Origin of the sequence: Anoxynatronum sibiricum (assembly GCF_039414295.1) — a bacterium.
GTDB lineage: Bacteria > Bacillota > Clostridia > Peptostreptococcales > Tindalliaceae > Anoxynatronum > Anoxynatronum sibiricum.
This window is the reverse complement of the sequence record NZ_JBCITM010000001.1, coordinates 232,814-246,467: the sequence shown is the minus strand read 5'-3', so window position 1 is coordinate 246,467 and position 13,654 is coordinate 232,814. Positions and strand designations below refer to the sequence as shown.

Below are 13,654 nucleotides of genomic sequence, written 5' to 3'. Positions count from 1 at the left end.
TCTCATTTCTCGAACGATAAAGGAGGTTTGTTGCATGTACTGGTTCCGCCTGTACCTCGTAGCCGTAATGGTTTTCTTTGGTATCGACCTGATTTGGCTGGGGGTAGTTGCCCAGCGTTTTTACCAGCAACAGATTGGTTTTCTTCTCAGTCCCCGTGTGAACTGGCCTGCGGCGATTACATTCTATCTGTTGTACGTGGCGGGCATGGTTTTCTTCGCCCTGCGGCCTGCCATTGCCCATGAAAGCTGGCAGACAGCTCTCTTCACAGGTGCATTTTTTGGTTTTATCACCTATGCCACCTATGATCTGACCAATCTGGCCACCCTGAGAGACTGGCCGCTGCTGGTAACCCTGGTTGATCTGGCCTGGGGCACCACCCTGGGGGCCGCTGTCACCACTGGAACTTTCTTGATCACACGGGCACTTCACTGGCAGTAGGTCGGCGACTTATTTGAAAGCCTCTGGCACTACCTGAATAACTTGTTCCTGTTGCTTTCCTGCCGCATTAACCATCACCAGTTTCAGCACGTTGACTTCGACATGGGATGATGCTGCCACCTTCACCTGAAAATCCCCCGATTGATGGGTGATGGTCAGGTGAATTTCAGTGTAAGCGCCTTCCCGGTGATCATGGGTGAGCCCGTCATCGTCATAAAGCACATAGGTGGCAGTATCTTCCACAAAAGCCAGCACCTTCATGGTGGAGAGATCCATCTTTTCCACACTCATGGCCGGCTCTCCCAATACCAGAATCCTGTTTTTCCGAATAAAAATCAGGTTTTCTGCCAATTCAGCCTTTAAATAATGGTGCCCTTGTGGCACCACTTCCAGTTGACCACCCGCTGGTCCTGTTGTTTTCCAGAGAAGCATGGTTTCAGGCAGGTAGACATGTCTTCCCCTGGCATTTTCCCGATAAATGGGAGCTGCCATGAGAGACTCTCCCACCAGCAGCTGGTCATCGGTTAAGGCGGCCTGTTCTTCAGCGTATTCAAAAGAGAGGGGCATGAAAAAGAGCCCGCTGTTTTTAGCTGCCTTCATGTATTCGCTGTATAAATAGGGGATCAACGCATATCTTAACCGAATTACGTCTCTCAAGACAGCTGTCAAAGCTCCATCAAAAGCATAAGGCTCCTGGTGCCGGGTGTGCAGAGCCGCATGATTGCGAAACAGAGGTGTGAAAAGACTGAACTGACTCCATCGAATCATCAGTTGAGCATTGGCATTGTCACTAAAACCGCCGGTGTCTGCACCTGTATAAAGGATGCCACACTGATTCACGGCGGGCATCATTTGAAGGTTTAGCAAAATATGTTCCCACCATGAATGGTTATCCCCTGTCCAGATGCCGGCATAGCGCCCCTGCCCTACGGTGGAGGCTCTTGAAAAGAGGAGAAAGCGCTTATTGGGCTCCAGTTCTGCCAGTCCTTCAGCAGCTGAACGGGTCATATTGAATCCATAAAGATTGTGAATTTTGGCGTGGTTCACCATCTCTCCTTTCACCTGGTGATACATTTGCTGATAATCATCAGGATGATTAAACAACGCTTTAAAAGTGTCGGTGAGGCGGAAAAAGGCATCAATATCCAGATTTTGGCCTTCACTATCCTTTGCCAGGTCAATGGCCTGCTGCAACCGCTCTTCTGTATAAAAAATGGATGGTTCGTTCATATCGTTCCAAAACCCTTCGATCCCCTGGTCTGTCAGAAACTGATAGTGCAGTCCAAACCAGCGGCGAGCTTCCGGATTCAAAAAGTCGGGAAAATGGACCTTACCCGGCCACACTGCGGCCACAAAAGGTTCATCTTTGCGATTGAGGCAAAAGTAACCCCGATCTTTGCCTTCTTCGTAAACAGGGTAGTCTGCTTCGATTTTGACACCTGCATCGATGATGGGGATAAGTCGAAATCCTTTTTCTTTCAGAGAGGCCACCAATCCGCGAAAATCGGGGAAAGCTTCCTTATCAACGGTAAAGTCCTTGTAGCGTTCCATATAGTCAATATCCAGATAAATGGTATCGCATGGGATCTCATTTTCCAGAAAGGCTGCTGCCACTGCTTCCACTTCTTTGCGTGTTCTGTAACTCCACCGGGACTGTTGAAAGCCAAAAGCCCATTTGGGAGGTATGTAACTTTCACCCATGAGTCGCCTGAAGGCAAGTGCCAGTTCCTTGAGATTCCCCTCCTGAAACAGGTAAATATCCACATCACTCCCTGTGATGGTGATGATCATCTGGTCATGCCTGGTATATCCGATATCGTAAATCACTTTCCCCGGATAGTCAATAAATATTCCGTAGGGCACTGCACCCTCCACCAGCAGAAAATTATGAGCACCATACAGCGATTTTTTACCGGGGGTATGAACTGGGTCATCGGTGCAAAAGGACTCGTAAATACCGCCCCGTTTGTTCATCCCCCGCAAGTTTTCCCCCAGTCCCAGTACCCTGGCATCGTCTGACAACGAGTCTATTAACTGCAATCGCTCGTTTTCAATGGAGAGATTCACCGGCAGCGGCGGTGTTTTGTTCAGCAACGCAGCCTGCTCCCTGTCAAACATGAGGCTTTCCGTCTCAAAAGGGGTTCCAAAGGTCAACCACAGGGTTTGCGGGTTAATTTGACGTGTAATCATGGATTTTACCTCCTTTTCCACATTTCCTTGTCTGCACCATGCCTTCCAATACAATCCCGTTCTTATACTCATACGCCAGATCAAGCTTCTCTAATCATTTTACCAGTGCTGTTTCAAATCACTCCATGAAAAAAACCGCCCGGATAGGCGGTTTTAGACTGTAACCATAATGCGATGAAGGCAAGGTATTTGGTAAAGGGCAGCCCCGGAAAACTTGTCAGTGTTTTCGAAAAGGTGAGAAAACTGCCAGCATCTACTGTTTGAGCGCAATGAGTTCAGGCGCTGTTTTCGAGACTTTCGACTAAAAACACACAAGATTGGAGTCAGCTTCCCTGACCAAAGTCCTTCGTCTTCAACCTCAAGCCGTCAAGATAGGCAGCTTATCATTTTAAGTGGTTGTGTTTATTCGGGGTCTCAAGGCTTCTTTTTCAAAAATGCAGGCATGATAGTGGTCTTCGCCCACCTGAGTGAAGCTGTGGTCGCAGCTTGTGCAGGCTTCCTGGGCAAAGGGACAACGGGGGCTGAACCGACAGCCAACCGGCAGATTGATCTGGTCCGGTGCCTCATCATCAATGATGATCCGTTCTTTCTGATAGTCAGGGTCAGCCACCGGCACAGCAGACAGTAACACCTGGGTGTAAGGATGCCGGGGATTGGCCACGACTTCGTCCACAGGACCAATTTCCATGATTTTTCCCAGGTACATGATGGCGATACGGTCGCACAGGTATTTGATGGTGGAGAGGTCGTGGGATACGTAGAGCATGGTGAGGCCCATGTCCTGACGCAGCCGCTTCAGGAGATTGAGAATATCAGCCCGGATGGAAACATCCAGCATGGATACGGGCTCATCTGCCACCAGCACCTTCGGCTCCACCACGATGCCCCGGGCAATGGCCACCCGCTGACGCTGGCCCCCGGAAAGTTCGTGGGGATACCGGAAGATAAAATGCTCTGCGGGTTTCAACTCCGCAATTTCAAGCACTTTAACCACTTTTTCATAAAGGGCTTTTTTGTCTTTGATTCCATGAATCCGTAATGGCTCTGCTATGGTATCGAACACATTAAATCGTGGATTCAGGGTTTCGTAGGGATCCTGAAAAATCATTTGCACTTCCTTTCGGAAGCTTTTTTCCAGTCTTTTATCCTTCACATCCAAGGGATGTCCGTCGATGGTGATGCTGCCCTCGGTGGCATCCTGAAGGCGCACCAGAATTTCTCCAGTCGTGGTTTTGCCAGAACCGCTTTCGCCGGCCAGTCCCAGTATTTCCCCCTTGTGGATCGTCAGGTCAATACCGTCAATTGCTTTGACAAAAACTTTTTCTTTGGTGAATATGTCTTTCAATCCTTTGTTCACCGGATAGTGCTTTTTCAGATCCTGAATCTGTATCAAAGGTGTTCCCACTATGACACACCCCGCTTTCTCTCTTCAATCATGCGATCCCGCACCAGTTCCCATGTTTCCCGTTTTTTGCAGGCTTCCCGAAAAGATTCCACCTTGTTGTTGTAATGACAGGCTGAAAAATGGCCAGGAGCCACTTCTTCCAATTCAGGCACCTTGTTTTCGCAGGTCTCTGTCTTAAAGGGGCAACGCTCCTGGAATCGGCAGCCCTTCTGTTCATCCATCAGGTTGGGCGGTGCTCCTGGGATGGAGATCAACTCTTCGCCAATTTCATGAATGCTGGGAAATGCATTGTTCAGCCCCAAAGAATAGGGATGCACAGGGGTTTTGAAGAAAATCCGAGTAGGTGCTTTTTCCATAACTTTACCACCATACATGACAATGATGGTTTCGCAGGTTTCAGAAACAACGGAAATATCGTGGGTAATGAGGATCATGGAACTGTTGATTTCTTTCTGAATCTGGATGATCTGCTGCAATATCCTGTCCTGCACGACCACATCCAAGGCGGTGGTGGGTTCATCGGCAATAATGAGGGAAGGGTTCAGCGTTAAGGCCATGGCAATAATGGCCCGCTGTTTCATTCCACCGCTCATCTGATGAGGAAAACTTTTCAGACGTTTGGCTTCCAGCCCCACCATGCGAAATACCTCAATAGCCCGGTCAGTGGCTTCTTTTTTTGTCATTTTTGTATGGGTCATAATGCCTTCCACCAGCTGGTCTCCCACGGTATACACCGGGTTCAGAGCATTCATGGCGCTTTGAGACACCATGGCGATTTCATTGAGCCGCAGCTGACGAATTTCTTCATCAGATTTGGTCACCAAATCTTCACCTTTGAACAGCATTTGACCGGTGCTGACGCTGCCGTTTTTGGCCAGCAACCGCATAATGGATTTGGCCAGGGTGGTTTTCCCGCAGCCACTTTCACCAACCAGTCCCACACTTTCTCCCACTTCCAGGCTGAAGGAGACGTCATCCACCGCTTTCAGCACACCGGCTTCAGTGGTGTACTCAATGCTCACATTTTTCACATTCAACAGTGTCACGGTTATCGCCTCCTTAATCTGGGATCCACCACTTCTTCCAAGGCTCTTGCCACAAAGAAAATGGATAGTAACAACAAAACGATGGCCACCCCAGGTGCGGTGATCCACCACCAGGCCACCCGAGAGTTACCTGTCGAAAACACAATGTGGAGAATCTGGCCCCAACTGGGTACTGACGGGTCTCCAAAACCCAGAAAGGCAATACTGGCTTCTGCTGCGATGGCCCAGTTGACCATAAAGGCCATCTCCAGCATAATCAGTGGCACCACATTGGGCAAAATGTACTTAAACATGATGCGTGCATTGCTGGCACCAGCCACCCGGGCTGCCTTGATAAAGGGTCTTTTGGCAATAGACAGCACCTGTGACCTGACAAGACGAGCCACTGTTCGCCATGAGAGCAGGGAAACTGCCAAAATAATGTTCCAGATACTGGGCTTTAGCACTGCTGACAGAACAATGACAAAGGGGATAAAAGGAATGGCATAGAAAAAGTCAACCACCCGCATGATGACGGTGTCCACCCAGCCACCGTAATAACCGGCGATGATCCCCACGACGGAGCCCACCACGGTTACCAGCAGCGCTGCCAGGATTCCCACCGTCAGTGCAGTTTTGGTTCCCAGTACCACCTGGGAGTAGATATCTCGCCCCACATCGGTGGTTCCGAAGGGGTGAGCCGCTGATGGAGCTTCCAGACGTCTGATTTTTCCTTCTTCGTTATAGTGTCTGTCCCGGGGCCCATAAGGGGCAATGATGTCGGAAAAAGCAGCTACGCCGATGAAAAACACCAGCAGCACAACGCCGATCAGGGCCAGTTTATCCCGTTTTAGGTTTTTGAAAAAGAGCCGAATAACGCTCTGGCTGTTTGCTTTTTTATGAAGGGTTGCCGTACTCATGCATTCACCTCTTTTCGCTGATTATTTGTAGGAAATCCGTGGATCCAGCACTGCATAAAGCATGTCTGCCACCAGGTTCATGAACATAACCATGGCAGATATGATGATGAAACAGCCCTGTGCCAGAGGATAATCGTGTCGGGTCACTGCAGTGACGATTTCTCGTCCCAAACCAGGCCAGCTGAACACCACTTCGATGAGCACCTGTCCGCCAATGGCAGCGCCAATGAACAGTGCACCGGCGGTGACAACAGGCAAAAGGGCGTTTCTGGCAGCGTGACGGTACAAGATATTTCGTTCTTTGATACCCTTTGCCCTGGCCATTTCGATGTAGTCTTCTGACATAACCTCCAACATGCTGTTACGCATAATCAGCAGGGGTGTTGCCACAAAGTATAACCCGGCCACCAGAGCAGGCAGCACCAGGTGTTTAAGAAAGTCGGTATTTAAGAACATCTCTGAGAAAGTGCCGCCGCCGGTGCCGGCGGTGCGCATCCCCTGTGCCGGGAACCAGCCCAGACGCACGGAAAACAGGAGTATCACCATTAAACCCACCCAGAAAGTAGGTGCCGACCTGAATATGAGGGATATGGTAATCCCCACAGATTCCAGTGGAGTGCCCCTCTTCCAAGCCATCCAGGCGCCTCCAAAAATGCCGATGACATAGGCAAACACCATGGCGGTGAGCATGAGAATCAACGTGGCTGCCAACTTTTCCCCGATAACCTCCATGGCTGGTCGATTGTAAAAGAAAGAGTCGCCAAAATCAAGTTTCACCAGGTCTTTCATAAACACCTGGTATTGCACCCACAGGCTGTCATTCAATCCGTAACGCTCCAGCAGCTGTTGCCTTGCTTCTGCAGGAATGGATGGGTCAACCACAAAGGCTGTTGGATCACCAGGCATGGTGCGAAACAGGAAAAAAATCATGGTGGAAACCAGAAAAATCATTAACAGCATCACTGCCAAACGTCTCGCAAAATAACCTAACAAGCTTTCACCTTCCTTCTTTCTGTCGTGGTTTTCAGTACTTAATCGCGCATAATGCCAGACAAAACATGAAAGCCGCTTGTTCCGGCTTTCATGTTTGTTTGGTTATTTATGTTTGTCAATTCTTGTTCATGCTGATTATCTTGATTGCTTCAGGCAGTTAGTCTATTCCACCGGCATCCTCAGACGACCTTCGCTGTCCCAGGTAAAGCCGGCTTCCGCCAGGATTTCTCTGGCCCGTTCCGGGTCATATGTGTCGTAAACAAGAGCATCTGGGTTGTGCCAGAATTCGTTGGCTTCCACGATTACCAGTCCGCCACCGCCACGAGCACCGTAACCGTTCAGGTGAACATCCAGTGCCAGATCGTAGTCTGTGACATGGGCCACCGCAATACGGAAAGCTTTGTTGTTGAAAGGCGCGCGATCAAGGTTCATCCCCAGATAGAAGAAGCCGATATCCTGAGCCTCTGTCAACTCAAGGTGATCATATTTGCCACCTTCATTGTTGGCAATCTGTTCGGTGTGAGCCGGTACCAGGTCATAAGAAACCATGTCTACGGTGCCCAGCTCAAGCGCTGTGAGAACGCCTTCAGGAGATGCAAAGATCTGGAAGATATAACCATCGATGATGGGCTGTTCAAAATAGTCATCAAAACGGGATACCACTAATTCTTCTCCCGTTTGAAAACGTTCCATTTTGAAGGGACCGCTGCCAATGGCTTCCATGTTGGCATATTGTACCGGATTTTCAATATCTTCCCAGATGTGCATAGGCAAAATGGGAATTTGTGCCAATGTGTTGGTGATGAAAGGTGCATAGGCATATTGCAGATTGAAACGCACGGTGTTTTCGTCCATGATTTCGATGTTATCAATAGGTGCAAGGAATGAAGCAAAGTATTCTACATTTTCATTGATGAACAGTTCGTAGGAGAACTTTACGTCTTCCACGGTCACCGGTTCACCATCATGGAAAGTCATACCCTGGCGCAGTTCCACATCAATTACATCATCTTCCACCACGTCCCAGCCTACAGCTGCCCATGGTACTGGTTCAATTTCCGGTGACAAGCGTACCAGCTTATCATAGATGAGGCGCAGGTTACGCCATCCGTAAACACTCTTTGAACTTAAGGGGTTAATATCGTCAATATTGACGTTACTGGCCACCGTGAGAACAGTTTTGTCTGTTAGGGGGCGGATGGAGAAAGGTGTCCATTCGTTAAAGAGCCCTTCGCCGGGAATATTGATGACATCAGCAAACAACTCTTTATTGTATGTCTGCATGTTGGCTCTGGAATACAAAGTTACCTGAGGAACGTCCTGTGCAAGAACTTCCTGGGCTTCGAAAACGATCTCGCGACGTGCATTGATGTCCATTTCCTGACGTTGGGCGTCAGCCAGGGCATCGAATGCCGGATTTCGGTAACGGTTGGTGTTGTTTCCACCCGGTTCAGCATTGTCGGAGTGGTTAATGGAATGGATGAACATGTCAGGGTCCAAACGCTCCACACGACCAGACCAACCGATGGTGTAAGCATCAAAATCACTATCTTCGCCATATAAAACATCCAGCAGGACGGCAAAGTCCATTGGCTGTGCTACAGCGTCTACGCCCAAAAGTCGCAGTTCTTCAGCAATTTCCTCGGCCATTTCGTAATTGACCATGTTGGCTTCCGGTAATGAGCTGAGCAGTGTGATGGAAGGGACAATTTCACCCATTTCTTCATCTGGTATATCCGACTCTGTCGGTGCAGCAGGGGCAGATGTGCCTCCACCGCCGCAGGCGGTCAATAACAGCACCCCCACCACCAGTAAGCTGATCCACATTCTCTTTTTCATTAAATTCATAGTACTCCTCCTTTGTTTGTATACATTGATGCATAGCTCAAGGCTCATTCCAATTTACCACCATCAGCACTTTCTGTCAATTGCAAAGTCGTTCAATATTTGCGCAATTTCTTTTATTGCTCTTCTCGCGATTGATATAGCTCGTTTTGATGGATAACAGATTTTTGAGCTTTTAACAATCTTGATGAATGTATTTCCAAAGAATTTCATTTATTGATAAAATCGCGTTTATAGAAAAATCACAATCACTATTTGAATAATTACCGTCATTTTTTTAAATAATAGCTTTTTCATGCCATGTAAACTCAATTTTCGACTCATGCTGTTAAATGATTTGATGTTTCATTTTTAACAAAGCAGGAGATTCTCGGTTACTGTCGAATATCATACCAAGACATCTATTCAAGGAGGTTCCCTATGGAGAGAAAAAAAATCAATCCCCTGCTGGTCATCGCATTCATTACCCTCATTGCCTTCGCCACAACTTTAGTGCTGCAACCGGGTTCGCTGCTGAATCTCAGCACTGCATCCCTGACCATTTTGCTACTGTTGGCAGTTAACCGATATCAGAGCGAAGCCAACCGGCTTCTCATGAAAGAAATCAAGCCGCTGACCCAGGGACGGTTAGCCCACCGCATCAAGGGGACTGCCACCACCCGGGAGTTGAGCCGCGACATTAATCAGTTGTCTCTTAACACTAAAAAAATACTGTCTGAAATGGCCGCCATGTCCCAAAAGCTCTTTGTCTTGTCTGATGAACTGCAAAGCAACATCCGCCAAACACAACAATCTTCACAGGAAATTGCCGTGTCCATCAATGAAGTGGCGGAGAATGCCACCAGACAATTTGAGTCACTGGAAGAGGCGCGCACCACGACAAACCATATGATTCAAAAGGTTGACGCCATCAACCAGCATGCAGAAACCACACTGCAGACAGCTCAGGGGATGATTCAGATCGTCGAGAAAAGCAGCCAGGTATTCGAATCCCTCATTCAAAAAATGAACGAAAACGCAACGGCAAACCAGCAGGTGACTCATCAGATCACTGCGCTGGAACAGGAAGCCCGTCGTATCTATGAGATCTCTGCCGTTGTTTCCGGGATCAGCGAAACCACCAATCTCTTGGCACTGAATGCAGCCATTGAGGCAGCCCGGGCCGGTGAGCACGGGCGGGGTTTTGCCGTGGTGGCTGATGAAGTACGCAAGCTGGCAGAACAAACTGCAGCATCCACTTCTGAAATTCAGACTCTCATTGACGGCATCACGGCTTCCATCGAGACAATTGCCGGTTCCACCGGTGCCGCTGCCCAAAAAACCACCCAGGATATCGCCTTTGCTGATGCCTCCAAGGCTTCTTTTCAACAGGTACTTTCATCCACCCAGGATACTTTTTCTGCAGTCAATGACATCAAAGTGCTGGCTTCCGACACAGCGGGCCTATCTCAGCACACCAGTCAGTTGATGGACCACATCGCTGCCAGTACAGAAAATGCCGCTGCTTTTACGCAGGAAGTATCTGCTTCAGCAGAAGAACAATCCGCATTAATGCATGAAGTTATGGAGGGTGTTCATCGAATGCACGAAGATGCAGAAAGTATCGACGCCTATTTGAATACTTTCATCGGAAATGTTGAATTAAGTGCGGACCAGCGAAAAGGGATCGATGGTGATTTTATTGTGTTAAGGGACGCAGCCGGCCAGGTGGCAAAGCAACAGGTTCCACTTTCCAAAGCATCTCCTTTGCTGAAAGAGGTTCAGATGAAAAACGTCCAGTTTGAAAACATTGGACTCATAGAAAAAAGCGGCCTGATGGTGGCCGCTAACATTGATTTGCCTGATGAGCCCCTTGAATACAGTCATCGGCCTTATTTTATTGAAGCCATTGCAGGGCGTGACTTTGTCACAGACCCCTATATTTCCAGTGCCACTTATCACTACTGTGTTTCACTGGCTGTCCCAATAAAAACTGGTACCGGTGAGATTATCGGGGTGCTGGTGGGCGATTTATCCATTGAATAGCTTTTAATCCCGCAGGTTCATTTTACTTTTCTTCATTGCCATCAGCACCACCACCGTCACCAAAACCAGTACTGCCAGCACCAGTGCCGCTGGTATAATCAAGAGAAGGATATAGGGGTCGCTGAGGATTCTCAGCAACCCCGTTTCCGGTTTTTGGCGATGATACATTCTGAAAACCAGGTCTTGATCTGGCAGGGTTTCAAAAGATCCGGTGTAGTGTTGTGTTGCTTGATCATAGGCAAGGGACAAACTGCTTTCCAGCAAAAAAGGCTGCTCTTCATGGGGAATGACCGTGACGGTAAGGTTTTCAAAAGACTGCCATCTGGAAGCCGGACGAAGAAAATAGGCCACCAGTGAACTGTATTTCACCGTCTCAGAACGATCCTGAGAAGTTCTGACTGTATACTGTACCTGTACTTCCCGGACCTCTCCAGGGGCAAAGTCAACGTCATAGGTAAATGCACCCACATGGATTTCATCGCCATCTGCCTTTGTTTCAGGTCTTATCGGCAGATCATCGCCATCTTTCATGACTTCGATGATTTTATCCAGTGTGGTTGCCTGAAGTTGCTGCACATATTCTTCGTATGCCGATCCGTCACCCCGCATGTAGTGGTCCATGGGAAGATTAAAGAGATGATGTGCTTCCACAGGAATGGATACACCGTCCACCTGAATCACGACTTCCTCCAGTGAAGAATGTCCATAAACAGAAATGAAAGGAAACAGCATTCCCTGCCGCAGTTCCTCATGATGCTGGTTTTGCATGTGATAGGTGGCTTTTATATGAGCCGTGAAGCGACCTTCCTGGCTTAAATCAATCACCAAATCTTCTTCAATAACAGCAAGTTTACTATCATTGTCCGCCATGATGGAAAACACCGGGTCTTCATCATAAATGACAGGGCCGGCATTTCCATGGGCCTGAACCGGAAGTAACAAGATCAGCATTATGAAGCAGACTGACAGTATCTTTAACAGTCGTTGCATTTTTTCACCTCTCCCGGAAAACAGGATGATTCACCATATGAATGGGATCTCCTGCCATGTATTACTTCAGATTTGTTGCTGCCAGCACCGTCAGCCGCCTGCGCGCTTCAATGTGTAGCCATCCAATACCAAGAACATTACCGGTTTCATCAATACACTGCCCTGTTCATCGTTCATGAGCATAACCCTGCCCCCATGGACTGCTTCCATCGTCGTCACTGACATCACTATCACCGAATTTCATCATGATCTCATCATATGAACCTCATGCTATCATGAGTTATCATATCATTTTATGCCACATGTCACATGCATTTTTTGTATTTTTCACCTTGTTTGCAATCATGAACGCTCTTTGTCTGAAAAGGCATTTTTAGAAGAGGCGATGCTATTTCACAAGATTAGCACTTTTCATCATTTGACTGACTTTAGCTTCTCCGTGAGATCTACATACGATTCCCAGGTGTCCACATCTTTTCCGGCAACTGAATCTTCTACATCAATCAAGACCACCGATTTTCCATGGGATTCCATCACTACCCGCCCACCCTGGTCTCCCGACAGTTGTAAAAGCAGGGGCCAGAATTCGGAGGGAAAAAGAACAGGGCTGCCTCGTTTACCCTGGTAGACGGGTACGATAATTTTTTGAGGCTGCTGCTCATGTTCCCGAATCAATTGATTGAAAATCTGAGGCTGAATCAGGGGTTGGTCTCCCATGACAAAAAAACAGGCATGGCTTGCAGGGTGAAGGTGCCGGATTCCCAGCTTGATGGCCTCACTCTGACCCTGATGAGCCCCTGAATTAAAAACAGACCGACTCACCAGTTCGGCAACTGCCTCTTTCACCTGGTTTTCCCGATAGATCAACAGGCTTTCATCGACGCAGGAGGCCTTCACTGCCTGTGCCACCCGGCGGATCATGGGAACTCCCTCCACTGGTAACAATAACTTAGGTTGCTTCATGCGGGTCCCATATCCCGATGCCAGCAATATGGCAGAAATCATCGTCTCTCCCCCCATAACAAGCGGTACTCTGTGGGATGAAGCTGTGTCGTCACCACGCCTTGAACACCACTGTCACTTTTCATCACCTGTTCAGCCAGCTTAACCGCAGTCAGACGTTGTTGTGCCGTATCTGCCTGGTTGAGCAGGACGATTTTTGCCGCAGCTGGCGGCGCATCTTTAAAGAGTCCTTTTTCATGAAAGATCAGCCGTCTCAGATGATCAACTGAAATCCTGTCACCTGGCTGACTCTCTGTCACACGACAAAAGGGGTCCAGTCGGTGAACGTTTTCAACGTTCACCGGTGCACCCATTGCCTTTAATCCAATGACACCAATCACCATCTTTGTTGACACAGGAATCACCGGTTCATGATCTGCCGGTGCTTTCACAGGCCTCTTTCGGGAACCATCGGCTTCCACCAGCAGCGGCACGCCTGAATGATCTTCCTTCCACCTGCTGACTGCGTCCAGTGAAATCCCTGTCAGCTTATCACCACCTGAGTCACCTCTTTGAATCCCACTTCCCCACACCAGGATTTGCGGATGGACAGTCCCATTTTCCCTCTTTGCGGGGAAGCAGTGAGGAAGCAGCGTGGGGTGGGTCCATTGATGATCCACAGGTTCTCTTTTGGGAACATACATGGCGGTGGTGGTGGTCACCATCACCGCATTCCCCGCAGCCCGCAGTTCTGCTGCCAATGTGAACATGGCGGTGGTTTTGCCGCCGGCGCCAACAAAGGAGATGACAGGGATGTCTGCCCGTTGCAGATTGAATAAATCTCTCAAGGCCATAACCATCGCCCCTTTGATTCTGACAC

General features: G+C 48.6%; 12 protein-coding genes. 2 read left to right on the top strand and 10 right to left on the bottom strand.

Going from position 1 to position 13,654, the window contains the following annotated elements; translation table 11 throughout:
• Nucleotides 1-34: 34 nt before the first annotated feature.
• Nucleotides 35-439, top strand: coding sequence for a DUF2177 family protein (locus tag AAIG11_RS01075; protein ID WP_343184430.1), 405 nt, complete (start codon nucleotides 35-37; stop codon nucleotides 437-439).
• Nucleotides 440-448: 9 nt separating this feature from the next.
• Here the strand turns inward: AAIG11_RS01075 and AAIG11_RS01070 are convergent, their stop codons facing one another.
• The 6 genes from AAIG11_RS01070 to AAIG11_RS01045 all read right to left on the bottom strand — a co-directional run bounded on the left by AAIG11_RS01070 (nucleotide 449) and on the right by AAIG11_RS01045 (nucleotide 8,820).
• A complete protein-coding gene (locus AAIG11_RS01070) occupies nucleotides 449-2,629 on the bottom strand; it encodes a TIM-barrel domain-containing protein (protein ID WP_343184429.1) in 2,181 nt (726 codons plus the stop codon).
• Nucleotides 2,630-3,017: 388 nt separating this feature from the next.
• Nucleotides 3,018-4,034: an ABC transporter ATP-binding protein gene (locus tag AAIG11_RS01065; protein ID WP_343184428.1), complete on the bottom strand. Its 1,017-nt coding sequence runs from the start codon at nucleotides 4,032-4,034 to the stop codon at nucleotides 3,018-3,020.
• Nucleotides 4,034-5,080: an ABC transporter ATP-binding protein gene (locus AAIG11_RS01060; protein ID WP_343184427.1), complete on the bottom strand. Its 1,047-nt coding sequence runs from the start codon at nucleotides 5,078-5,080 to the stop codon at nucleotides 4,034-4,036. The genes AAIG11_RS01065 and AAIG11_RS01060 overlap by 1 nt, the downstream gene beginning before the upstream one ends.
• Nucleotides 5,081-5,082: 2 nt before the next feature.
• Nucleotides 5,083-5,979, bottom strand: a complete 897-nt coding sequence (locus AAIG11_RS01055; RefSeq protein WP_343184426.1) for an ABC transporter permease — start codon at nucleotides 5,977-5,979, stop codon at nucleotides 5,083-5,085.
• Between the two features lie 21 nt (nucleotides 5,980-6,000).
• The gene (locus tag AAIG11_RS01050; protein ID WP_343184425.1) at nucleotides 6,001-6,972 is read right to left on the bottom strand and encodes an ABC transporter permease; all 972 of its coding nucleotides are present in this window, start codon (nucleotides 6,970-6,972) and stop codon (nucleotides 6,001-6,003) included.
• Between the two features lie 162 nt (nucleotides 6,973-7,134).
• A complete protein-coding gene (locus tag AAIG11_RS01045) occupies nucleotides 7,135-8,820 on the bottom strand; it encodes an ABC transporter substrate-binding protein (protein WP_343184424.1) in 1,686 nt (561 codons plus the stop codon).
• A 417-nt stretch (nucleotides 8,821-9,237) separates the two neighbouring features.
• Between AAIG11_RS01045 and AAIG11_RS01040 the strand changes: the two genes are divergently transcribed.
• Complete coding sequence (locus AAIG11_RS01040) at nucleotides 9,238-10,842, top strand: methyl-accepting chemotaxis protein (RefSeq protein WP_343184423.1); 1,605 nt, start codon at nucleotides 9,238-9,240, stop codon at nucleotides 10,840-10,842.
• 3 nt (nucleotides 10,843-10,845) lie between these two features.
• Here AAIG11_RS01040 and AAIG11_RS01035 read toward each other — a convergent pair whose 3' ends face one another.
• From AAIG11_RS01035 to yqeC, 4 genes are all read right to left on the bottom strand, one after another.
• A complete protein-coding gene (locus tag AAIG11_RS01035; RefSeq protein ID WP_343184422.1) occupies nucleotides 10,846-11,793 on the bottom strand; it encodes a hypothetical protein in 948 nt (315 codons plus the stop codon).
• Nucleotides 11,794-11,922: 129 nt separating this feature from the next.
• Nucleotides 11,923-12,057 carry a hypothetical protein gene (locus tag AAIG11_RS01030; protein WP_343184421.1) on the bottom strand — a complete coding sequence of 45 codons (135 nt, stop codon included), beginning with the start codon at nucleotides 12,055-12,057 and terminating at the stop codon, nucleotides 11,923-11,925.
• Between the two features lie 189 nt (nucleotides 12,058-12,246).
• A complete protein-coding gene (locus tag AAIG11_RS01025) occupies nucleotides 12,247-12,837 on the bottom strand; it encodes a nucleotidyltransferase family protein (protein ID WP_343184420.1) in 591 nt (196 codons plus the stop codon).
• Nucleotides 12,834-13,622 carry a selenium cofactor biosynthesis protein YqeC gene (yqeC, locus tag AAIG11_RS01020; RefSeq protein WP_343184419.1) on the bottom strand — a complete coding sequence of 263 codons (789 nt, stop codon included), beginning with the start codon at nucleotides 13,620-13,622 and terminating at the stop codon, nucleotides 12,834-12,836. The genes AAIG11_RS01025 and yqeC overlap by 4 nt, the downstream gene beginning before the upstream one ends.
• Nucleotides 13,623-13,654: the final 32 nt, after the last annotated feature.